Origin of the sequence: Streptomyces sp. NPDC006309 (genome assembly GCF_040613095.1) — a bacterium.
GTDB lineage: Bacteria > Actinomycetota > Actinomycetes > Streptomycetales > Streptomycetaceae > Streptomyces.
Map to the genome: position 1 here is coordinate 183086 of NZ_JBEXRO010000013.1, position 21337 is coordinate 204422.

A 21337-nucleotide genomic window follows, 5' to 3' on the forward strand; every position below is an offset into this window, starting at 1 on the left:
GACCGGCTCATCCACGGGCACCGAAACGGCCACGACCACCGGCACCCCGGGCCGTGGCCGCTTCACACCGCTACCGGGACCGTCACCTCGGCCGGGCTCCGACGACGGACGCCGGCGCGTCAGACTCCGGCGGGTGACATGAGTTCGTCCAAGGTGGGCAAGCGCCGGGCCACCGGGTCCCCGGTGAAGTCGCCGATCCATCCGTCGTCCTCCTCGAAGAAGCGGAAGACATGACCGACCTGTCGGCGGACATCGGCGTCATCGGAGGGTCAGGGCTGTACTCCCTCCTGGAGGACGCCGTCGAGATACGGCGGCCCACGCCCTACGGCCACGCCAGTGACGCCGTCACCGTGGGAGAGCTGGCGGGCCGGCGCTTCGCCTTCCTGCCCCGGCACGGAAGCCGCCACCAGTTCCCCCCGCACCGCGTCAACTACCGGGCCAACCTCAGCGCCCTGGACGCCCTGGGCGTGACCCAGGTCCTTGCGATCGGCGCCGTGGGCAGCCTGACGCCCCGCATCCGGCGGGAAGCCTGGTCGTCCCGGACCAGATCGTGGACCGCACCAGCGGACGGACCCAGACGTTCTTCGACGGCCCCGGCGCGGCTCACGTCTCCTTCGCCGACCCCTACTGCCTCACCGGGCGCAGACCCTCGCACTGCGTGGCTCCACCGAGGAGAGCCAGTTCAGCTGACCGGCGGACCCGGCCGTCCACGGGAGACGGTCCGACCGCTTCGGTCGTCCGTCTCTTCCGCCCGGCGGCGTCGTCCTCAGGCCGCCGCGCAGGGGGCCGGAAGGCCAGGGTCACCAGGGTCACGGCCGCGGTCACGAGGAACGCGGTACGCAGGCCGGAACGGTCCGCCACCGCCCCCAGCGTGGCGGGCCCGATCAGCGTTCCGATGCCGAGGGCGAGGACGGTGGCGCTGAAACCGGTCGACGGCTGCTCCGGGAAGACGCGGTAGCTCCACAGCGCGAGCAGCGACGACGTGGCCATGAAGGCCGGCCCGTACAGGCCGGCCGAGGCGACGACCGCGGGCAGGGCGCCGGGGGCCAGGCCCAGCAGCGCGATCGAGGCGGCCAGCGCCGTGAACAGCACGGCCTGGCCGAGCCGCAGCCCCAGGTGCAGGAAGAAGGCGCCGGCGAAGACACTGGTGATGCCCGCCAGCCCCATGAGGGTCCAGAAGAGCGGCGCCACGGGGGAGTCCTCGCCCGCCGCATCCGAGACGGCCTCCAGCGCGAAAGCCCAGTAGAAGGCCCCGATGACACCGTAGAACAGCGCGGTGAGATACAGCGGAACGGCCGCCGGGCGCAGGAACCAGCGCGGAGTGACGACACGCTGGTTTCCGTGGCCCGCGTGGCCCTCGTGGCGCCCGGCGGGCAGCACCCGTGCGGCGTACCAGGCCACCGCGAAGCCGAGCCAGGCGTACCGCCAGTTCGGTCCCCGGGTGAGCAGGGCGAGCGGCCCGGCCACGGTGACCCCGAAGGCGGTGCCGCTCGGGATCAGGGCCATGACCCGTTCGCGGGTGCGGTCCGGGAGCAGACGGTCGGCGGTGTCGGAGAACGGGGCCCACGAGAACCCCGACGCCATGCCCGCCACGACCAGGCCCGCGACGAGCGCCCAGGCGCTCCGGGCCAGCGCCACCGTCACCAGGCCGACGCCGGCCGACAGCCCTGCCGCGACCACCATGGGGCGGGGACCGAAGCGTGAGATGAGCGCCCCGACCAGCAGGAGCGCCACCAGATACCCGATGTAGGAGACGCTGTTGACCAGGCCCAGGACCGATGTCAAGAGGCCGAAGCGGTCACGCAGGTCGGGTAGGAACAGTCCGTAGCCGTACCGTGCGAAGCCGTACGCCACCACCTGGGCCGCTACTCCCACCCCGCCGACCTGCCAAGCCAGGGTGGGCGTCGCTGATCCACGCCGTCCGCTCACGTGGTCACTCGTCGTAGTCAGGACACGTCGGAAGCCCCGGTTATCCAGATCGCGTCCTCGTAGACCGGGCTGCGGAGGCCGGGTGTCAGCGCACCCGCCGGGCGAAGAATGATCTTCCGCCGTCCGGCCGATCGGCCGCCGCCCGGCCCGAACCCCCGCCGCGTCCTCCGTCTGCCGGGCTCCGCGCGCGCGGGGGGTGGGGTGGTGCCAGCGTGGGAGGGGCAAGGAGCGGCGCACGCGTCCGCTGACGCGGCCGCGACACCCCGGCGGGGTGCGTGCCTCGGGTCGTACGGACGGGACGGATCACATGTCGGCTGGCGATGAGCCGGGAACTCAGGCGTAGGCCGGCTCCAGCGGCTTCGCGCGACCGGGCCGCCGGTGCACCGAGAGTGCGCGCGCTCGACGGACTGCGCGGCCTGGCCGTGGCCGCGGTGCTCGCCTATCACGGCGGCATTCCCTGGGCATCCGGCGGCTTCCTGGGAGTCGACGCGTTCCTCGTGCTCAGTGGGTATCTCATCACCACCCTGCTGCTCACCGAGTGGGCGAGAACGGGCGGCATCGCCCTCGGTTCGTTCTGGGCACGCCGGATGCGCCGGCTCCTGCCCGCCTTGACGGCGATGCTGCTCTTGGTGTGCGTGCTCGGCCCGCACCTGATGCCCGCCGGAGACCTGGCAGGCACGCGCGGGGACGCCCTGGCCGCCCTGGCGTACGTCGCCAACTGGCGGATGATCTTTCACGGCACGGACTACTTCGCGCAGACGGCGGCACCGCCGCTGTTGCAGCACACCTGGTCCCTGGGCATCGAGGAGCAGTTCTACCTCCTGTGGCCGCTGCTGGCGGCCGGGGTACTGCGGGCCTGCCGCAGCCGCGGCGCCGCGACCAGGGTGCTCCTGCTGCTCACCGCGGGCGGCGTGCTCGCATCGGCCGCCGTGTGCCTGGCGCTGATCAGGGGGCCGGCCGGTCTTCCCCGGGTGTACTTCGGCAGCGACACGCGGGCACTGGCGCTCCTGCTCGGCTGCGCCGTCGCGGTCCTGCCGGCCCGCTCACCGGCCTCCACGGCGCGCGGGGCGCGTCAGCGAACCCTGGCGGGCACGGCGGCGCTGGGGGCGGTGGCCCTGGGGTGGCTGTGGTCGCACGCCGACGGCGCGGACCCCCGGCTGTATCCGGGCGGCCTCCTGGGGGGCTCGCTGGCGACGGCGGCGGTGCTGACGCACACGATCAGGGCGCCGGCCTCGGTCACCGCCCGGCTGCTGTCCCTGCCCCCACTGGCTGCACTGGGCCGCATCTCCTACGGCGTGTACCTCTGGCACTGGCCGCTGTTCGCCTGGATCGACGCCGAACGCACCGGGCTGCGCGGAGCCGCGCTGTTCGGCGTACGCGTCGTCGTCACCCTCGTGGTCGCGGTGGTGTCGTTCGTCGCCGTCGAACGGCCGGTGCAGCGCGGGCATCCGCGGTTCCTCCGCCGGCGGGCCCCCGCCCTGGCGGCCACCGCGACGTGCATGGCCGCGGTGGCCGCCACGGCCGTCGCCGCCCTTCCGCCCGGCCCGCAGCTCGCTCCGTCCACCACCGCACCGGCAGAAGCCACCGCGCCCGCCGAGCCCGGTCACCGCTCCGATCAGGTCCCCGACCGCTCGGCCGGCCGCCACCACCGGGCAGGCACACCCGTCTCCGCTGTGATCATGGGCGATTCGATCGCCTGGACCCTGGTGAACTACCTGCCGCCGACGCCGGACGTCACCCTTCACGACAGCACCCGGCAGGGCTGTGGTCTGGCGCTGGACAGCCCCTACCGCTACTTCGGCACCGAGCACCGCGTGTCCCGGGAGTGCCGGCACTGGCCGAGCGACCTCCGCCAGGCGGTGGCCCGCCACGACCCCGACACGGTCGTCCTGCTCTTCGGCCGCTGGGAAACCATGGACCGTGTGCATGACGGGCGCTGGACCCACACCGGGGAGAAGGCCTTCGACACGTACCTGCTCGCGCAGCTCGACCGGGCGGTCGGCATCGCGTCGGCACACGGCGCCAAGGTCCTGCTGGCCACCGAGCCGTACAACCACCGGGGAGAACGCCCGGACGGCGGCGTGTGGCCCGAGGACCAGCCGCAGCGCGTCGACCACTGGAACCAGTTGCTCCGCCAGGTCGCCGGCCGGCATCGCGGCACGGCCGACATCCTCGACCTGGGGCGCCGGCTGTGCCCGCACGGCGCCTTCACCTGGCAGGTCGACGGCGTACAGGTGCGCAGCGACGGCGTTCATCTCACCCCGGAGGGCGCCCGCTGGCTGCAACCCTGGCTGGTCTCCCGGATCGAGGCCGCGGCCCACTGAAGTCCGCCGGATGGGACCGCGGAAACGGGGGACACGGATACAGCGTGCCGACAGGCGTGCGGGCTGACCGGCGGGGCATACGCCTGATAGAGCCGTTGGCTCATTCACGTTGGAGGGACACCATGATCGCTCTCGGCGTTGTGCTACTCATCATCGGATTCCTGTTCCACCTGTCGATCCTGTGGACGATCGGAATCATCCTCCTGGTCATCGGCGCGATCCTCTGGATCCTCGGATCCGTGGGGCACGCCGTCGGAGGCCGACGCCACTACTGGTGAAGCAGCCGCTGCCACGGCCGGACGGCGTTCCGGCCGTGGCAGGCCGCGGAATCGGCCTGACACACCGTGCTGGCCCCGCGTCGGCGCACCGCTCAGGGTCAGTCCGTGGCGGTGCCGCCCAGCAGGCGCCGCACGGCAGTCCGGTCCACCTTCCCGCTCGCGTCGAGGGGGAGGGCGGCGACCGAGGTCAGCCTGGCCGGGACCAGGTACGGCGGCAGCCGGCGGCGCAGGGCGTCGCGGAGGTCTGCGGCTGAACCGGCCGTATCGTGGGCCGTACCGGCGGCGCCGGTGTGTGCGGACGCCAGTTCCACGCTGCCGTCCGGGGTCGGCACGGCGAGGACGACCGCGTCGAAAATCCCGGGCAGTCCCCGCAGGGCGGCCTCCACCCAACCGAGCTCCACCCGGTAGCCGTGCACCTGCACCTGCTGATCGACCCGGCCGAGATGGGACCGGGGCCGTGCCCGCGGGGAGCGGTCCGTCGGCGTTCCGAGGAGTCCGGGAGGACGGTCACGCGGTCACCGGCGCGGTACCGGTGCGCGTCGGTCAGCGGGGTCGCCGGGTCGTACGGTCCACAGTCGGCGGCCAGGAAGCGGCCGCGTTCTCGGCCGGATCGAGGCAGCCGGGGAAGCGCTGCGGGCGTGCGACGCTGGTCGTCGCCGCCCGCGCGGCCCTGCTGCGCCCGGTCCGGTTCGCCGCCACGCGTGCCCTGACGCACTGGAACTCGGTGCCGTCGGTGATTCCGCTGGCCGAACGACTGCGGGCGCTCAAGCCGGCAGCCTGCCCCGTCTGCGCCGCAGCGTGTTCTGCGGCGAGCCGCTGACCCTCCGCCAGGCGCGGGCCTGGGCCCTGGCCGCCCCGAACAGCACCGTGGACCACGCCTACGGGCCCACCGAACTCACCGTCACCTGGTGGCCGGGAGGTCCGTGGCCGCACCGGCGGAGCCGGCCGCACCGACCCCGGCGCATCGGCCACCGCCGACCCCGCCGACCCCGGCACGTGGCCCTCCTCCGCCATCGGCCCCCTGCACCCCGGGCTGGAGGGGCGCCTCCTCGGCGGCGAGCTGTGCGTCCGCGGGTAGGTGACCACCTGCTCCGGGTGCAGCACGCGAGGCTCGGGCACGAACCCCGTCCAGGGCCGCCTGATACTCGGGCAGGGCGAGTTGCGCCAGGTGGCCGTTGTGGCGGATGACGATCGGGTCCTCCGGCTCGCCGGCCGCGCCGCGCCCGGGACAACTCGGCGATCTCCGCACCGTCGTGCGCCGTGCGCGGCCGGTCGCCGTGACCGGGCGCGTCGATGACGGCGGCGTGGAAGCCGCAGCCGGTCACCAGGAGACGGGCGCGGCCGGCCGTCGCCGGGTGCTTCCTGTGGTTGCCGCCGCCATGGCCCTCAGGACCAGGGGCGCGCGCTCGGCGCCGGAAGCCGGCGACCGGAGGACTTCGGAGCCGCCGCCATAGGGGGTGAGACCCGTGAACGCTGTATCGACGGCACCCCTTCCTCCCGCCACTGATCACCACTTCGGGCAGTCCCTGGGGGGGTGGCGGTCGAAGTATTACGAGGTCAACTGCTGACGTGCGTTGCGACCGGTACCGGTGGAACTGACGGCGCGTTCGGGCCGGCTGATCTCGGCCCACACCGCGTCGAGGGAGAGGCCGAGGACATCGGCGATCGCCGCGATGGTCGGGAAGGCGGGGGTGGCCACGCGGCCCGACTCGATCTTGCGGAGGGTCTCCGGTGAGACACGTGCGTCGAGCGCGGTCTCGAGCATCGAGCGCTCTCCTCTGGCCCGCCGTAGGAGGGCGCCGAGGCGCTGTCCGCGTTCGACCTCTGCGGGGGTGAGCGGCAACCTGACCATGACTCCCATTCTAGTACCGGTATAGTATTCCCGGTATAGTTATTGGTCGCATGAGAAGGGCGCCGCATGATCGAGATCTTGAACCCCACCCTGCTGGCCCGGGCGAAAGACACAGGCGCCCTGGTCGCTGACATCCTCCAGACGCTGAAGAGCCGCAGCACGGTCGGCACGAGCCTTCTGGACATCGACCGGTGGGCCAAGACCATGATCGTCGAGGCGGGAGCGCAGTCCTGTTACGTCGACTACGAGCCGTCCTTCGGGCGCGGCCCGTTCGGCCACTACATCTGCACGGCCGTCAACGACGCCGTCCTCCACGGGCGGCCGTACGCCTACAAGCTCGCCGACGGCGATCTGCTGACTCTCGACCTCGCCGTCTCCAGGGGCGGAGTCGCCGCGGACGCTGCCATCAGCTTCATCGTGGGCGACGCGAAGCCGCCGGAGAGCGTCGCGATGATCGATGTGACCGAACGCGCGCTGGCCGCGGGGATCGCCGCCGCCGGGCCCGGGGCGCGCATCGGCGACATCTCCCATGCCATCGGCACGGTCCTCAGCGAGGCGGGGTACCCGATCAACACCGAGTTCGGAGGTCATGGCATCGGATCGACGATGCACCAGGACCCGCACGTTCCGAACACCGGGCGGCCCGGCCGTGGTTACACGCTGCGCCCCGGGCTGCTGCTGGCCCTGGAGCCGTGGGTCATGGCGGACACCGCCGAACTCGTCACCGATGCCGACGGGTGGACGCTGCGAAGTGCGACAGGCTGCCGGACCGCACACAGCGAGCATACGATCGCCATCACCGACGACGGAGCCGAGATCCTCACCTTGCCGAAGCCGGCGCGGCCGTGAGGCCGGAGTCTCGTGCTCCCCGACTCACCGACCCGACGGCGTCTCGACGTTGCTCGCTCCGTCGTCCAGGACGGGTGGCCGATCGTCGAGGCCCATCCGCGTAGGCCGCTGATACCGGTGGGGTCCCGGATGGCTGAAGGTGAGCACCCGCACGAGGTTCTACTCGTCGAGTTCGGCCCGTACGCGGCGTGACGGGCTGAAGGCGTAGAGGTCGAGGATGCCGGGTGGTTCGGTGAGGCCGGGGCCGCCGCCCTCGATCCAGGTGGCGATGTCGGCGCCGGCGTCGGAGTCGTTGACCAGGCCCAGCCAGACCGGGCGCCCGCCGGCTTCGCGGCCGGCGCGGGAGGGCTGGACCACGACCACGTTGGCGCGCTCACACGCGTCCAGGCAGTCGGTGACCCGCACGGTCGCCTTGCCGTCCAACGCCTGGCGCAGCTCGCGGAGTTGGGCGGCGTGGTCGAGGCCGGGAACCTTCGGCGTGCCGCAGCAGCAGCCGCGGCAGACGGTGACCATGGGCCGTGCCGCTCCTGCCCCGGCGGCTGGGGCGGGCGCGGCACGGCGGGAGCGTTTGCTCATGCGGCGCCTCCTCGGACGGGGTTGTGCCAGGCCGTTTCACGCAGCAGGCGCAGGCCGTTCAGGCCGACGATAACTGTAGAGCCTTCATGGCCGGCGACACCGAGCGGCAGGGGCAGGGTGGCGAGGAGGTCCCAGGCCACCAGGGCGGTGATGAACACGGAAGCGATGACGAGGTTCTGGACGACCAGGCGCCGTGCGGCCCGGGAGAGGGCGACGACCTTGGGGATGGTGGCGAGTTCGTCGCGGACCACGACGGCGTCGGCCGTCTCCAGGGCGAGATCGGAACCCGCCTTGCCCATCGCGATGCCTGTATGCGCGGCGGCGAGCGCGGGGGCGTCGTTGACGCCGTCGCCGACGACGAGCACCCGGCGGCCCTCGGCCTCTGCTTCCCTGACCGCGGCGACCTTGTCCTGGGGCAGCAGTCCGGCGCGGACGTCGGTGATGCCGACCTGGCCGGCCAGGTGCCGGGCGGCGCGTTCGTTGTCGCCGGTCAGCAGGACCGGGGTGCGGCCGGTCAGCGCGGTGAGGGCGGCGACCGTGGCGGCGGCATCCGGGCGGAGCCGGTCGGCGATGCCGATCACCCCGGCCGGGATTCCGTCGCGCAGGACCAGGACGGCGGTCCGACCGGCGCCCTCCAGGTCCGCCACGGCGTCGCGCACGCTCGCGCCGGGCTCCGCCACGGCGTCGCGCACGGTCGCGCCGGGCTCCGCCACGACATCGCGCACGCTCGCGCCGGGCTCCGCCACGACATCGCGCACGCTCGCGCCGGGCTCCGCCACGACATCGCGCACGCTCGCGCCGGGCTCGGGCAGGAGGCGGGCCGGGGAGCCGACCCGGACGGTGTGGCCGTCGATGGTGGCGCTCACGCCCCGGCCGGGGGCGGAGGCGAAGTCCAGCGCCTCCGGCAGCGGCAGACGGCGTACGCGGGCGGCGTCGACGACCGCGCGGGCGAGCGGGTGCTCGCTGGCGTGCTCCGCCGCCGCGGCCAGCGCCAGCAGCGTGTCGTCGGTCAGGCCGGTGCCCGGCAGGGGGCGGACGTCGGTGACGCGAGGGGTGCCCTCCGTCAGGGTGCCGGTCTTGTCCAGGACGGCGGCGTCGACCTGACCGAGGCGTTCCATCACGACCGCGGATTTCGCGAGGACGCCGTGGCGGCCGGCGTTGGCGATCGCGGACAGCAGCGGCGGCATCGTGGAGAGCACCACCGCGCACGGGGAGGCGACGATCATGAAGGTCATCGCCCGGAGCAGGGCGGGCTGGAGGGCGGAGCCGAGGGCGAGCGGGATCGCGAAGACGGCGAGGGTGGCGATGACCATGCCGATCGAGTACCGCTGCTCGATCCTCTCGATGAAGAGCTGAGTGGGGGCCTTGGTCCCGGAGGCTTCCTCGACCATCTTCACGATCCGCGCGATCACCGAGTCCGAAGGGTCGCGCTCGACCCGGACGCGCAGGGCACCGGTGCCGTTGACGGTGCCCGCGAACACCTCGTCCCCGTCCCGTTTGGCGACCGGCAGCGGCTCCCCGGTGATGGTGGCCTGGTCGACCTCGCTCGCCCCGTCGAGGACCTGGCCATCGGCGGCGATCCGCTCTCCGGGCCGTACCAGGATCGTGTCCCCGGCCTTCAGGGCCCCGGCCGGGACCGTCTCCTCGCCGCCGTCGGGCAGGAGCCGGGCCCCGGTGGACGGGGCGAGATCGAGCAGACCGCGCACGGAGTCCGCGGTGCGGGCGGTGGCGACGGCCTCCAGGGCGCCGGAGGTCGCGAAGATGACGATCAGGAGCGCCCCGTCGAGGACCTGGCCGATGACGGCCGCGCCGAGCGCGGCGACGACCATCAGCAGATCCACGTCCAAGGTCCTGTCCCTGAGAGCCTTCAGGCCCTCCCGTCCCGGCTCCCAGCCACCGGTGACGTAGACGGCGGCGTACAGCGGAGCCCACAGCCAGACCGGGGCGCCGAGGAGATGGAGCGGGAGGGCGGCGAGGAACAGGACCAGCGCGGCCAGCGCCCACCGGGCCTCCGGCAGCGCCAGCACCCGCGTACGCCTCGGTGCGGGCGCCGGACGCGGGTCGGCGGCGGCAGGCGCGGGCCGCTGGTCCAGGACAGAAGGCACGACGGGACAACCCTTCACCGGGGACGGAGCGATGCTCCCACAGTACAGGAACGTCTGAACAGGTCTTCATGTGTCATGGGTATGATGACCGCATGGGCCACGGAACCGACACCGCCACCAGCGCCACCACCCGCGAGCGCCTCGACGCCGTCGGCACCGCCGATGTCGCCGCCACCCTCCAGGCCCTCGCCACCCCCTCGCGGCTGTACATCCTGGCCCGGCTCCAGGAGGGGCCCTGCTCGGTCGGCGACCTCGCCGACGCCGTCGGGATGGAAGCCTCCGCCTGCTCCCACCAGTTGCGCCTCCTGCGCAATCTCGGACTGGTCACCGGCGAACGCCACGGACGCTCGATCGTCTACGCCCTCTACGACAACCACGTCGCCGAACTCCTCGACCAGGCCCTCTACCACGTGGAGCACCTGCGGCTCGGGGTCCGCGACGTCCCTGCCGACCTGCCCGCGCCCGCCGCCGCGGACTGAGGCGGGCGACCCGCCGCCGGCACTCGCCGAAGTCTCAGCCGGCCGGCGCACCGCCTGATGCCCCGGTCCGGTACACCTCGCTGACGTTCGGGCGCGGCGCCGGACGGTGTCGGGCGGCGGGGCCCCGCGCGAAGGCTCGCAGGGCGTTCTCCGTCGTGCGGGTCACGAAGGTACGGGTACGGGCATCCATCCCGTGGTCGCGGCCACCGTCGGGGGTGCCGGCCATGAGGGCCTCCACCCAGCGCATGGTGCCGGTGGCGAACACGCCCGCGCCGCTCGGGACCGTGTAGTAGGCCGAGTCGCTGTGGCTGCGGCGGCCACCGCACACCAGGGGAGAGTGGGCCGTTATCTCCAGTCGCCCGGGGACGGGCGCGGTGGGTGTGACCCGGTCGTACTCGACGCCGACCAGGTGGTCGAAGCCGTCGCCGGGCCGTACGCCCGTTCCCTCGTACAGCCAGTGGTCCGCCGCGTGGACGACGTACGGCGCGTCCGTCGGGAAGCCCTCGTAGAGGACTCCGGTGAGCGACGACTCGGGATCCGGCGCCGGAGCCTGGCGGAAGTCGGTGGTCACCAGGGCGGGCTGGGTGGTGTAGCAGGGATCGGCCCGGACGGAGGTCTTGTAGCAGACCACCGTACGGTCCGGCCGCGTCTCCCCCTCCTCGAGCCGGATCCGGCGGAAACAGGTGTTGGCACCGAGGAAGACCACGTTGGTGCCGGCGTCGCGGGCCTGCGTGACGTGCCGGCGCTGCTCGGAGGTCCAGTACTCGTCGTGCCCCAGACAGACCACGGAGGCCGCGCCCCGCAGGACCTCCGGGTCGCGGTGCACATCCGTCCCGGTGGTGTAGGCGAGGGGTATGCCGAGCCGTTCCGCCAGGACCACCGCCGTCCGTTCGTACACCATGAACTTCTCCGCGCCGTCGGCGTCGTAGGGCCGGTCGAAGCTGACGGCCAGGGAACGGGTGGCGTACGCGCCGGAGGCGCCGGCGTAGAGGCTGTAGCCGCCCCACCGGTTGTAGGCCTGCCAGGTGGCCGGGGCGTGGATCAGGACCGTCCGGCCCGCGCCGTGCGTGGAGCGCACGATCAGCGGGATGTAGCGCTGGTGGCCGCTGTCCGCCTCCAGCCGCAGCAGATACGCGCCCTCCGGCCAGCCGGCCGTGCCGAACGTGAGCGTGCGCGGCCAGTCCGCGCGGACGGTGCGGGTGTCCGCGAGGAAGCGGGGTTCGGGCTGGACGCGGCCCCGTACGCGCTCCGACGACCACACGAGCCGGGCCCCGGCCCCGCCGTACCAGCCGACGCGGAAGGCCGAGACCCGGAAGGACGACGCGGTCGTCGAGACGTACAGGCCGCACTCCTCGCCCGGCACCACGCTCACCCGGTCCGCGTAGCCGGCGACGGCCGGGGCGGGGCCCCGGGAGGTGATACGCCAGTCGGGTGTCCCCGGCCGGTCCCGTTCCGCTTCGGGCCGGTGGGGAACGGCCGCCCGGCGGGGTCCGCGCGGGGGAGCGGCAGCGTCGCAGGCGGCGGCCGTCACCGAGGCGAACCCCAGGCCGGCGCACGCTCCGAGGAAGCGCCTGCGCACCAGCCGCCCTGCGGGTGCCGTCCCCTCGTCCGGTATCCCTCGCCGGCCAGGACCCATGCCCATGTCGCCTCCCGCGCTCACCGCTAGCGTCACCCGCTCTCCGGGCCAAGGTGACACAGCGACGCGGGCCGCGCGCCCTGCTCCCGGCCGCCGGGCGTCATGGGGGGCGCGGGCCGCGGCACCCGTGACACCGCCCGGCCCGCTCCAGGGGGGGGCGGCGCCGGTCCGGCCGGGGCCCGGTGGACCTGCTGGTGTTCGCCGCCATCGCCGCCCCCGCGCAGGCAGGTCACCCCGGCCCCGGTGACTGTCCTATCGGCCCTCTGCGCTCAGCTGTAGTACGCGATCTTCTCGTCGAGGACCACCATGGCCCGGGACAGCGCCGCCACTCGCTCCTCCAGGGCGGCACGACGCTCGCGGAGGAAGGCGACCCGGTCCTGCGCGGGGTGCTCGGCGCGCAGGATGGCGACGAACCCCCGCAGATCCGCGATGCCGAGGCCGGCGTCACGGAAGCACGTCACCAGGCCGATCCAGAAGACGTCCTCCTCGGTGTACTCCCTGTGCCCGCCGGCGGAGCGCCGGATCGGGCCGATGAGCCCTTCCCGCTCGTAGTAGCGCAGCGTGTCGAGGGAGACTCCCGTGCGGTCGGCGGCCGCTGCCGGGGAGATGGTGGTCATGGGATCCCTTTCGTGACCGGCGCTACCGCGCTTCGGCGAAGCGCGCCAAGTGCTCGTCGCCGAGCGGCACATCGCGTGCGGCGAGCGCCTGCTCGATCTGCTCCACGCGGCTCGCGCCGACGATGGGATCGATCCCCTGCCGCATCAGCCAGGCGAGGACTACCTGGTTCCTCGTGGCCGAGAGTTCGCCGGCTATGTCGTCCAGGACCGACAGCACGCGGGTGGTCCCGGGATGACCGTAGGCTTGCGGAAGCGGCTTGTCCGCGCGCACGTAGGCACCCCACAGCAGCGCACTGTACGACCACACGGTGAGCCCTTCCGACCGCGCGAGGTCCATGTCCTCGGCGGTGAGCATGCGGTGACCGGCCTCCGGGAGCGGCGTGAGTGGGCGGGGCTGGACGAGTGAGTGGCGCAGTTGCAGGGCCGTCCACGGTTCCACGCCCTGCTCCCGCGCGAGCGACCTGGCGCGCTCGACGCGCCAGGCGGCATGGTTCGCCGCCCCGACCCGCAGCGCCGCCCCCTTCGCGACCAGCTCGCCGAAGGCGCCGACCGTCTCCTCCAACGGCACGGCGCGGTCCTCGGCGTGGGCCCAGAGCATATCGACGTGATCGACTCCGAGACGGTCCAGGCTCGCCTCGACGCCGGCGTGGACGGCGCGGGCGGACAGTCCTTCGGCGCTGTCCGGCCAGGAGTGCGGGACGAGCGGGTTCTGCCGGACCTTCGTCGCGATCCGCACCACGTCGCGCGCGCCCGGGCGGGCTCGGAGCCACGCGCCGATGAGGCGCTCACTGGCACCGCCGACGCCGCTGGGGTCGGCCCAGAAGGAGTAGCAGTTCGCGGTGTCGAGCCAGACACCGCCGCCGGCGACGAAGGAGTCGAGGATCGCGAACGCCTGGCCGGGGCTGACGCGGGTGCCGAAATCCATCGTCCCGAGGACGATCTGCGGGTGGGTGATGTTCATGCGCCCATGCTCGGATCTGGAGCGCACTCCAGGTCAAGCGCCATTGTGGGAACGGCTCGGAACCCGGCCTCCCGGGGGCCGGCGCCACGTGCGGCGGGCACGCGTGACGACACCCCGTGGACGGCGATCCTGGGGGAGCGGCCGAGTCACGACGGTGGTCGGGACCGGGGCTCCGTGGCGTGATCCGCCCGAGATGTACGGGCCGTTGCGCACGGCCCGGGAGCGGGTCGCCCGCTTGGGAGGCGGACGGCACTTGGCCCCGACGCTGCCGGCAGGGGGCGCCCGGCATGGCGGGCGCCGAGCGGCCTGCTGGCCGGCCCGGGGTCCGTCGGGTTCCGGGCCGGGCCTTTACGCGGGCGCGGTCTTCGTCAGTTTCCTGGTGGGCCTGCTCGCCATGCCCCCCTTCGCCCGGAGCGAGAGGGAGCCCGCGCCGGCGCTGGCCAGCGGTCTCGCCGCGATGGCCGTGGCCTTCACCCTCGTGGTGAACCTGCCGCGCGGCCGGCCCGTGCTGTCGGTGGTGGCCACGCTGCTCATCGCCGCAGGCCGGTGCGTCCGCTGCATGCCGGTGGGCCGGCCGGCCCACCGGCATCGGGGACGTGGAGGCCCGGGCCGAAGGGGCCTGACCGGAAGCGGACACACCGACCGGGAGCCGACGTACCGACCGTAAGTGAATGTACCGACCGGAAGTGTACGTATCGACCGGAAATGGACGTACTGACCGGAAGCGGTGCCGGGCGACGACTACGGAACGCGCCCCATCTCCGCGGTGAAGAGCACCGGATCGCTGTCGAAGCCCCGGATCATCTCGCGCAGCTCCCACGCTCCGGACGCGTTCCTGGTGAACTCGACGACCGTCGCGGCCGTGGCGTCGCCGACCTGCGCGAAGTCGTTCGCCAGCAGTTGCCGGTATCCCTCGACGACGACCACTCCGGCGTTGGAGATGTCACCGAACGTACGGGGGCCGCCGTCCTGGTGGATGGCCACCCCGGCCACCACCCGCCCATAGGCGGACGACAGCCGCTCGAACTCCAGCTCCATCGCCTCCACGAAGCCGAAACCCATGCCGGTTTCGCTGTGCCGGCTCATGTTGATGGTGCCGTCCGGCGACCTGCTGCCGTGGTGCACGACATACGCCGGCCGCCCGTAGAGGTCGTCCACCGGGTACGTCGCCGCGACGATGTCGAGATGCCGGGGCGGCTCCCCGTACGGACTCGGGTCCCACCGGAGCCGCACCTCGACCCTGCCCAGCCCCTCACCGACACCGCTCACCTTGCCGCTCCCCCCGCAGAACCGCCGCGGGACATTCCCGCATAAGTCAAGTATGTGTTACCGGCAGCCCTTTGAAGCATTCTCGGCGCTCTTCCCCCACCGCCCGGTCTCGCCACGCCGATCGGGTGGGAACCGCCTCCGCCGTAGCGCGGGTCGCTGCTGCCTCAGCCGAGGAACCAGGCCCTGACGGCCAGGACGGTGAGGACGAGCAGGACGGGGCCCAGGGGACGGCCGCGGTCGGGGCGCGCGGCGGGCCAGACGGGCCGCAGCTCCGGGTGCGTGGGGGAGGGCGGTGACCTCCTGGACCATGCGAACGTACGACGGATACAGGTTGAGGCGACGTTCCGCCTTGGGCAGGCCCACGCCCCGGAGCCGCCAGGTACCGCCGTCCGACATGGCTGTCTCCACGCTCCCTTCCGCTGTGTAACGGACGGCCCGCACCTGTTCCCAGGGGACGTGCTGCACCTTCCACGCCCCTGCGAACCACAACCCGGAACTGTCCGCCGTGACACGCCAGTTGAGCTGCACGGCAGCGGCGTCGGCCAGCGTCAGGGGGCCGAGCAGGAGCAGGGCTTTCCAGCCGAAGCCCTCCGTCACGAGCAAGTGGGCGCCGAAGGTGACACCCGCGATCATGAACACGGTCATGGCGAGGCCGCTCGTGCGTGCCAGAGCGCTCGGTCCCCAGCGCAGAGGAAGTTCCGCCCGGGACAGGAACAGGGACGTGGACAGGGGCGTGGGGACGCGGCCGCCGCGGACGGCTCCTGTGGGCCCATGGCCGCGGAGGCGGTTCCCGTCTCCGGGGTGGCGAGTGCCGGCCCCTTGCCGGGGCGGGGCAGCCGGACGGGGCCGGTCGTGCGGATGACCACCGGCCGGCCGTCCCTGCCGGTGGTGGCGAGTACCAGTTCGCCGCCTTCGTGCGGGGAGCCGAACATGACGGCTTCGCGCAACCGGGTGTCCACGACGGGCGGTTCTTCTTCGTCCGCTTCGTCGTCGCCCTGTTCCGCCCCGGGCTCGCCCGCGTAGGTCCGATCCGCTGCGAACCGGCCGACGAGGACCGGTGAACGGGCGGCTCGGTCATCGCCCGCGTAGATCCAGATCCACCCGTCATCGTCGATGCGTTCCAGCACCCGCAGGATTGGCGCCGGCGCACGGTGCAGTGCGGCGGCGCGGCGGCGGGCCAGGAGACCGGTGAGCAGCATGGAACCCCCGGGCAGGCCGGCGGCCAGGGTGAACAGCTGCCAGCCGAAGGCGTCGTAGGGCTCGGCCGCCAGGCGCCGCCACCTTCCGTCCTCCAGCACGGTCACCACGCCGCCCACCCGGTGATCCTCCGGGGAGGAGGCGTCGACGGTCAGGCGCCGGCCGTCGTCGGTGCGCACCCGAACCGACTCCTCGCCCCGTCCGACCACGGCCGCGGTGATGCGCGCGGCACGATCCGCGTGGTGCTGGTCCGCGCGGACGCCATCGAGTCCCTTAACGGCGGCGAAGACGGCCACCCCGACAAGAACCAGCCCTGCGGTGACCGGGATGATCCCGCGCCGCAGCCGGACGGCCGGCTGGGGCAGCGGATGCCGGACGGCCGCGGCCCGTTCCGCCCGGCCTCGTTGCCGGCGACGGGCGGCGACGCGGGCGCAGGCGGCTGCCCAGCCGAAGGCCGGCGCCACGAGGACGCAGGAGTTGGCGACCACCGCCACCGGCCCGCTACCGGGCAGTTCTCACCCGCGCGACGACGACCGCCAGGACCGGCGCGGCGGTCAGCGCGAGTTCCGGCAGCCGGACGAGCCAGTACAGGAGCCCTGCGGACAGACCCGTCTCCGTCATGCCGAGCCGGTCCGCACCGCACGGAGCGGCACCGCCGCACGGCCGGTCCGGCGTCGCCGCGCTCGCCCGGACGACGGTGATCAGCAGTGCCGCGCCGACCACAGGGGCCGCGCCCAGGGCGCGCTGCGGGCGCGCGTCCATCGGGCGGCGGCGCCGGAGGACCAGACGGCCGTGCCCGGGGGCACGGAGCCGGACGGTATCGGGACGGGAGGCTCGGACATCCGAGGATTATGCGGGTGCGGACTCCTCGCGGCACTGCCGGTGTACGGCGATGTCCCGCGCCCGGTTCGTGACGTACCGACGCGTGCTCATCCCCGGGGGATCACCACACCCACCCAGACGCTTCCTCCGCCCGCCCGCATGATCCATGTCACATAAGGATCGTGTGAGGCCCGGGCAACTCTTCGGGGTGTCCGTGGGTCATGTGTGCGAGCACATTGGTCACTTCTGCCCCTGAGGTTCGTATGAAGCTTCGCCGTTCCCTGGCCCTCGCCGCCGCGACAGCCGCCATCGCCCCGGTTGTCCTGCTGGCGGCCCCGGTCGCCTACGCGTCGGATGACAACAGCGCGTCGCCCACCGTCACCGAGACGACCCCGACCGAGGAGGAGTCCACGCCGGCGGCCGACGACACCACCCCGGCCACCGACGAGACGACCCCGGCCGGGGAGGAGTCCACGCCCGCGACGGGCGACACCCCGGGGACCGGCACGTCCAGCCCGACCGCTTCCGAGACGGCCACACCCAACGCTTCGGCCTCGATATCGGCCTCCCCCTCGACATCGGGTTCCCCCTCAACCTCCCCCTCGGCCTCGGCCTCTCCCTCCGGGTTCCCCACCGAGTGCGCCGACAGTGACGAGCCGAAGACCGACAACGATCTGCACACCACCCTCTCCGGCCTGCCGTCGAAGATCGTGGCGGGCAGTGGCTTCCACGGCTTCGAGCTGAACGTCAGCAACAGCGGCCCTCACGCCTACCAGCGCGTCGACCTCGGCGTGTTCACCGCCCAGATGGACGAGAAGAACTACTTCGTCGACACCACTCACCTCGTCCTCCAGTACAAGGACCCGTCCTCCCGCAAGTGGGTCGACATCTCCCTGGACGAGAACGACGAGGGCGCCGGTTACCTGGGTTACACCGATGTCAAGGCCAAGGAGTCCTTCTCCATCGACCTGCGCCTGGCCGTGGACAAGACCGCCCCGGCCGGCCTCGGTTACGCGATCAGCATCGGCATGTACGCCGACGACGCGGGCAACTGCGTCTTCTCCGGCGACGACAGCTTCTACGAGTTCGACATCCTCAAGGCCGGCTCCGCCCCCAGCGAGCCCGGCGACGCCAAGCCGCAGGGCGGCAACAAGCCGCTGCCGCGGAAGCCCGCGGGTGACAACAAGATCGAGCCCCAGGGCCACCTCGCCCAGACCGGCTCGAACTCCGCTCTCCCGGCCATCGCCCTCACGGGCGGCGCCGCGGTCGCGGTCGGCGCGGGCGCGGTGTTCCTCGTGCGCCGCCGCAGGGCCTCCGGCTCCGGTACCGCCGTCTGACCGACGGCATGCTGCGGGCGGGAGCGCCTGGGCAGCGGTCTCGCCTGTACGACGGTGCTGTACGACGGTGATCACGATCCTGCCCCGGCTGCCGGCCGACGGCGCGGTCACCCGGGAACGGGCTGGCCGCTCCTTCGCCTTGACCCCGGCGGCGACCAACAGGCCCAGGCCGCCCGCAGGATGCACAGGGTGCTGGACGCTGAGCGGGCCAGAGCGGCCGTGCTGACCAGCTTCGTCACCGGCCTCGGCCCCGACGACGAACGGCTGGTACGCGAACTGCTGAGCCTGCCCCGCAACGAAGGAGAGGCCTGACGCCTCCTCGGGCGCAGCACCGTGATCCGGCGCCGCACATGGTGGCCGGCACGGCCCAACTGCCCGACAGACACAACGGGCTCGCCGGGCCGGACGTCGTTCGCGCCGGCCCGGCATCCCAAGGCAGGGGTCGGTCAGAGGTCGAACTCGTGCGGCGGCAGGTCGAGCGTGAAGCAGGCTTCGCGGACCACGGCCTGCTCGGTCTTGTCGAAGTCGCCGTCGGCGCCGCCGATGACGATGCCGATCTGGATGACAGCGCGGGCCTCGGCCGGCTTCTTCTTCGCCTTGGCGATCTCCTGTAGCACGCTGACCTTGCCGAAGGCGAAGTCAGCGGTCAGCTTATTGAGGTTGTCCTCGAAACGGCGCCGCAAGTCGTCCGCGAGGAAGTTCTGGAGCACCTCATTGGTGGCGATCAGCTGGGCCACACGCTGCCGCTCGGATGGATCGATGGTGCCGTCGGCCGCTGCGACCAGCGCGCACATCGCCATGCTCGCGTCGCGGAAGGCGCCGCTCTTCAGGTCGTTCTTCCTCGCCACGAGCTGGGTCTGCATCGTCGATGCGGACTCCTTGAAGCGGTCCCACAGGGCCATTGAGCACTCCATAAGGGTTGTGAGGTGTGCCCGGCCGGGGGAGCGGCCGGAGCGGCACAATCTCGTACAACAACGCAGAAACCATCAGGAAGGGGCATTGAGCCAGGGCTCCTCCCCCTCCTGTCTACGAACGACGGCCCCTCGATGTTCCGGCTCAGCCCCGTCTTCATCGTCGCTTCCGAAGAAGTCTCCGACCGCGTCGAAGACTTCACCCGCCATCACGCCACCGACGACACCACCCGCCGGCCCGACGGCGCCCGTCGGGCCGGCGGTACCCGTGCCGGACCCCGGCTCCTGCGAGGCCGCGTGGATCTCCATGCCTGGCAGACGTCACCGGCCACCAGCCCTACACGGGGCGCGGCCGCAAACTCGGCCGACCGCTGGTCATTCCGCTCGACGAGCCTGATGTCGTTCCGGCGCGGCCGCATCGGGGATCGACCCGGTGCAGCAGGGCGCGACCGTCGGTCGCACGGTACCGGCCTGGGACCCAGGGCGCGGCGTCCCGTCGGACTCAGCGGGACAGCACGGGGACACGTGGTCCCCGTGCGGTGCAGCCCGGGAGGCGGTGGCCGGGCACCGGCCCCGCGAGGAGGCCGGCCCACCCGGCAGGACGGCCCGGCTCCGGAGCGCGGCGTCAGAGCGCGGCGTCAGTGGGCCATGCTCGGCACCGACACCTTGTCGGGGTCGTCGCTGTGGCTGTTCCTGCCCTGGTGGCCGGTGTTGATGAGCGTGAAGGCGGTGGCCGCGGCCAGGGCGAGGATGCCGGCGGCCCACCAGATGGCTGTGGAGAAGCCGTGGACCATGGCCTGGAGCCGGAGCAGGTGTCCGGCTGCGGGGGTGGTGGCGCCGCGGGCATGGCTGGTGGCGTAGTCGTGGGTGGCGCTGGTGGCGAGGGTGGACAGCAGGGCGGTGCCGATCGCGCCGCCGATCTGCTGGGACGTGTTGACCATGGCGGAGGCGATGCCTGCGTCGCGGGGCTTCACGCCGCGCGTGGCCAGGCTCATGGCGGGCATGAAGGCGGTGCCCATGCCCAGGCCCATCAGGAACAGACCCGGCAGCAGCACGGTCGCGTACGAGCTGTCCACCTTGATCTGGGCCAGGATCACGAGCGCGCCCGAGGCGAGCAGGAAACCGGGGCCCATCAGGAAGCGCGGGGCGACCCTCGTCATCAGACGGGCGCCGATCTGGGTGGAGCCGGTCATCATGCCGACCACCATCGGCAGGAACGCGACCCCGGAGATCACGGGACTGTAGTCCAGCACCACCTGGAGGTAGTAGGTCAGGAACAGGAACAACCCGAACATGCCGACGACTGCCATCCCCAGGGACAGGTAGGCGCCGCCGCGGTTACGGTCGAGGACCACCCGCAGGGGAAGCAGTGGTGCCTCGACCCGTGACTGGACGACGACGAACAGGGCCAGCAGCACGGCGGCCGCGGCGAACAGGCCTCCCGTCGTCGTGGACCCCCACCCGTCGCTCTCGGCGCGGCTGAACGCGTACACCAGCGCGGCCAGGCCACCGGAGGCCAGGAGTACTCCCGGCAGGTCGAGGCGGTCCCGGTTGCGGGCACCGGCCGGCTCCCGCACCTCCATCACTGTGCCGGTGATCGCCACCGCCGCGAAGAAGATGTTGACGAGGAGGGTCCAGCGCCAGTTCGCGTACTCGGTGAGCACTCCGCCCAGGAGCAGACCGACCGCCGCGCCACCGCCCGAGATGGCGCCGTAGATCCCGAATGCCTTGGCGCGCTCCTTGCCCTCGGTGAACATCACCGTGAGCAGCGACATGGCAGCGGGCGCGAGCAACGCGCCGAACGCGCCTTGCAGCGCACGCGCGCCCAGGAGCATTCCGGTGTTCAGTGCGGCGCCGCCCAGTGCGGACGCCAGCGCGAAGCCGGTCAGTCCGGTCAGGAAGGCCCGCCTGCGGCCCCACTTGTCCGCGATCCGCCCGCCGAAGAGCAGCAGACCGCCGAACGTCAGCGCGTACGCGGTCACCACCCACTGGCGGTTGCCGTCGGAGAAGTGCAAGGCGCGCTGCGCCGAAGGCAGCGCGATGTTCACGATGGTGCCGTCGAGCACGACCATCAACTGCGCCAGGCAGATGAATATCAGCGCCTTCCAGCGCCGGGGATCAAGGTGTGGTGTCGGAGACGACATGAGAGCGATCACCTATCGAATCGAAGAAGGGAAGGGGCCGGGGCGACAGCC

Annotated in this window: 19 protein-coding genes and 3 pseudogenes; 7 read left to right on the plus strand and 15 right to left on the minus strand. The window is 72.6% G+C overall.

The features are described 5' to 3' along the window. Nucleotides 1-230: 230 nt before the first annotated feature. A pseudogene (locus ABZ117_RS19195) lies at nt 231-646 on the plus strand (MTAP family purine nucleoside phosphorylase); the annotation flags it as partial. Here ABZ117_RS19195 and ABZ117_RS19200 read toward each other — a convergent pair. Then, entirely contained in the window at nt 625-1875 is a 1251-nt protein-coding gene (locus tag ABZ117_RS19200) for an MFS transporter (protein WP_356822285.1), read from the minus strand. The pseudogene ABZ117_RS19195 and the gene ABZ117_RS19200 overlap by 22 nt on opposite strands. Before the next feature lie 443 nt (nt 1876-2318). On the opposite strand from ABZ117_RS19200, the gene ABZ117_RS19205 reads away from it, so the two are divergent. Continuing rightward, the gene (locus tag ABZ117_RS19205) at nt 2319-4253 is read left to right on the plus strand and encodes an acyltransferase family protein (protein WP_356822227.1); all 1935 of its coding nucleotides are present in this window, start codon (nt 2319-2321) and stop codon (nt 4251-4253) included. Between the two features lie 122 nt (nt 4254-4375). After that, on the plus strand, nt 4376-4531 hold the full coding sequence (locus ABZ117_RS19210) for a DUF6131 family protein (protein ID WP_356822229.1): 156 nt from the start codon (nt 4376-4378) through the stop codon (nt 4529-4531). 98 nt (nt 4532-4629) lie between these two features. Here ABZ117_RS19210 and ABZ117_RS19215 read toward each other — a convergent pair whose 3' ends face one another. The 3 genes and pseudogenes from ABZ117_RS19215 to ABZ117_RS19225 all read right to left on the minus strand — a co-directional run bounded on the left by ABZ117_RS19215 (nt 4630) and on the right by ABZ117_RS19225 (nt 6383). Beyond that, nucleotides 4630-4953: a hypothetical protein gene (locus ABZ117_RS19215; protein WP_356822230.1), complete on the minus strand. Its 324-nt coding sequence runs from the start codon at nt 4951-4953 to the stop codon at nt 4630-4632. Between the two features lie 695 nt (nt 4954-5648). Continuing rightward, a pseudogene (locus tag ABZ117_RS19220) lies at nt 5649-5966 on the minus strand (alpha/beta hydrolase); the annotation flags it as partial. 114 nt (nt 5967-6080) lie between these two features. Continuing rightward, nucleotides 6081-6383 carry a helix-turn-helix transcriptional regulator gene (locus ABZ117_RS19225; RefSeq protein ID WP_356822232.1) on the minus strand — a complete coding sequence of 101 codons (303 nt, stop codon included), beginning with the start codon at nt 6381-6383 and terminating at the stop codon, nt 6081-6083. Nucleotides 6384-6449: 66 nt separating this feature from the next. On the opposite strand from ABZ117_RS19225, the gene map reads away from it, so the two are divergent. Beyond that, nucleotides 6450-7232: a type I methionyl aminopeptidase gene (map, locus tag ABZ117_RS19230; protein WP_356822234.1), complete on the plus strand. Its 783-nt coding sequence runs from the start codon at nt 6450-6452 to the stop codon at nt 7230-7232. A 159-nt stretch (nt 7233-7391) separates the two neighbouring features. Here the strand turns inward: map and ABZ117_RS19235 are convergent, their stop codons facing one another. Beyond that, nucleotides 7392-7808, minus strand: a complete 417-nt coding sequence (locus ABZ117_RS19235) for a (2Fe-2S) ferredoxin domain-containing protein (RefSeq protein ID WP_356822236.1) — start codon at nt 7806-7808, stop codon at nt 7392-7394. After that, nucleotides 7805-9913 (minus strand): heavy metal translocating P-type ATPase, encoded by a 2109-nt coding sequence (locus ABZ117_RS19240; RefSeq protein WP_356822237.1) that lies wholly within the window; start codon nt 9911-9913, stop codon nt 7805-7807. The genes ABZ117_RS19235 and ABZ117_RS19240 overlap by 4 nt, the downstream gene beginning before the upstream one ends. Before the next feature lie 92 nt (nt 9914-10005). On the opposite strand from ABZ117_RS19240, the gene ABZ117_RS19245 reads away from it, so the two are divergent. Beyond that, entirely contained in the window at nt 10006-10392 is a 387-nt protein-coding gene (locus ABZ117_RS19245) for a metalloregulator ArsR/SmtB family transcription factor (RefSeq protein ID WP_356822239.1), read from the plus strand. Between the two features lie 34 nt (nt 10393-10426). Here the strand turns inward: ABZ117_RS19245 and ABZ117_RS19250 are convergent, their stop codons facing one another. From ABZ117_RS19250 to ABZ117_RS19280, 7 genes are all read right to left on the minus strand, one after another. Continuing rightward, complete coding sequence (locus ABZ117_RS19250; protein ID WP_356822287.1) at nt 10427-12028, minus strand: N,N-dimethylformamidase beta subunit family domain-containing protein; 1602 nt, start codon at nt 12026-12028, stop codon at nt 10427-10429. Nucleotides 12029-12297: 269 nt separating this feature from the next. Then, a complete protein-coding gene (locus ABZ117_RS19255; RefSeq protein WP_356822241.1) occupies nt 12298-12645 on the minus strand; it encodes a MerR family transcriptional regulator in 348 nt (115 codons plus the stop codon). Nucleotides 12646-12667: 22 nt separating this feature from the next. Beyond that, entirely contained in the window at nt 12668-13606 is a 939-nt protein-coding gene (locus tag ABZ117_RS19260) for an aldo/keto reductase (protein WP_356822243.1), read from the minus strand. Between the two features lie 348 nt (nt 13607-13954). Then, complete coding sequence (locus ABZ117_RS19265; RefSeq protein ID WP_356822245.1) at nt 13955-14140, minus strand: hypothetical protein; 186 nt, start codon at nt 14138-14140, stop codon at nt 13955-13957. 207 nt (nt 14141-14347) lie between these two features. Beyond that, nucleotides 14348-14875: a TerD family protein gene (locus tag ABZ117_RS19270; protein WP_356822247.1), complete on the minus strand. Its 528-nt coding sequence runs from the start codon at nt 14873-14875 to the stop codon at nt 14348-14350. Between the two features lie 641 nt (nt 14876-15516). Further along, the gene (locus ABZ117_RS19275) at nt 15517-16566 is read right to left on the minus strand and encodes a hypothetical protein (RefSeq protein WP_356822249.1); all 1050 of its coding nucleotides are present in this window, start codon (nt 16564-16566) and stop codon (nt 15517-15519) included. Between the two features lie 7 nt (nt 16567-16573). Further along, a complete protein-coding gene (locus ABZ117_RS19280) occupies nt 16574-16834 on the minus strand; it encodes a hypothetical protein (protein ID WP_356822251.1) in 261 nt (86 codons plus the stop codon). Nucleotides 16835-17157: 323 nt separating this feature from the next. On the opposite strand from ABZ117_RS19280, the gene ABZ117_RS19285 reads away from it, so the two are divergent. Both ABZ117_RS19285 and ABZ117_RS19290 read left to right on the plus strand, forming a co-directional pair. After that, nucleotides 17158-18231: an LAETG motif-containing sortase-dependent surface protein gene (locus tag ABZ117_RS19285; protein ID WP_356822253.1), complete on the plus strand. Its 1074-nt coding sequence runs from the start codon at nt 17158-17160 to the stop codon at nt 18229-18231. A 61-nt stretch (nt 18232-18292) separates the two neighbouring features. After that, nucleotides 18293-18543, plus strand: a pseudogene (locus tag ABZ117_RS19290) (BlaI/MecI/CopY family transcriptional regulator); the annotation flags it as partial. Between the two features lie 134 nt (nt 18544-18677). Here the strand turns inward: ABZ117_RS19290 and ABZ117_RS19295 are convergent. Both ABZ117_RS19295 and ABZ117_RS19300 read right to left on the minus strand, forming a co-directional pair. Beyond that, a complete protein-coding gene (locus ABZ117_RS19295) occupies nt 18678-19133 on the minus strand; it encodes a TerB family tellurite resistance protein (protein ID WP_356822255.1) in 456 nt (151 codons plus the stop codon). A gap of 647 nt (nt 19134-19780) precedes the next feature. Further along, nucleotides 19781-21286, minus strand: a complete 1506-nt coding sequence (locus ABZ117_RS19300) for an MFS transporter (RefSeq protein ID WP_356822257.1) — start codon at nt 21284-21286, stop codon at nt 19781-19783. Between the last annotated feature and the right edge of the window lie 51 nt (nt 21287-21337).

Excerpts from the sequence above, each read along its gene's own strand:
- ABZ117_RS19210 (WP_356822229.1), top strand. The coding sequence starts at position 4,376 with ATGATCGCTCTCGGCGTTGTGCTACTCATCATCGGATTCCTGTTCCAC.
- ABZ117_RS19225 (WP_356822232.1), bottom strand. The coding sequence starts at position 6,383 with ATGGTCAGGTTGCCGCTCACCCCCGCAGAGGTCGAACGCGGACAGCGC.
- map (WP_356822234.1), top strand. The coding sequence starts at position 6,450 with ATGATCGAGATCTTGAACCCCACCCTGCTGGCCCGGGCGAAAGACACA.
- ABZ117_RS19235 (WP_356822236.1), bottom strand. The coding sequence starts at position 7,808 with ATGAGCAAACGCTCCCGCCGTGCCGCGCCCGCCCCAGCCGCCGGGGCA.
- ABZ117_RS19245 (WP_356822239.1), top strand. The coding sequence starts at position 10,006 with ATGGGCCACGGAACCGACACCGCCACCAGCGCCACCACCCGCGAGCGC.
- ABZ117_RS19250 (WP_356822287.1), bottom strand. The coding sequence starts at position 12,028 with ATGGGTCCTGGCCGGCGAGGGATACCGGACGAGGGGACGGCACCCGCA.
- ABZ117_RS19255 (WP_356822241.1), bottom strand. The coding sequence starts at position 12,645 with ATGACCACCATCTCCCCGGCAGCGGCCGCCGACCGCACGGGAGTCTCC.
- ABZ117_RS19260 (WP_356822243.1), bottom strand. The coding sequence starts at position 13,606 with ATGAACATCACCCACCCGCAGATCGTCCTCGGGACGATGGATTTCGGC.
- ABZ117_RS19265 (WP_356822245.1), bottom strand. The coding sequence starts at position 14,140 with ATGAGCAGCGTGGCCACCACCGACAGCACGGGCCGGCCGCGCGGCAGG.
- ABZ117_RS19280 (WP_356822251.1), bottom strand. The coding sequence starts at position 16,834 with ATGGACGCGCGCCCGCAGCGCGCCCTGGGCGCGGCCCCTGTGGTCGGC.
- ABZ117_RS19285 (WP_356822253.1), top strand. The coding sequence starts at position 17,158 with ATGAAGCTTCGCCGTTCCCTGGCCCTCGCCGCCGCGACAGCCGCCATC.
- ABZ117_RS19295 (WP_356822255.1), bottom strand. The coding sequence starts at position 19,133 with ATGGCCCTGTGGGACCGCTTCAAGGAGTCCGCATCGACGATGCAGACC.
- ABZ117_RS19300 (WP_356822257.1), bottom strand. The coding sequence starts at position 21,286 with ATGTCGTCTCCGACACCACACCTTGATCCCCGGCGCTGGAAGGCGCTG.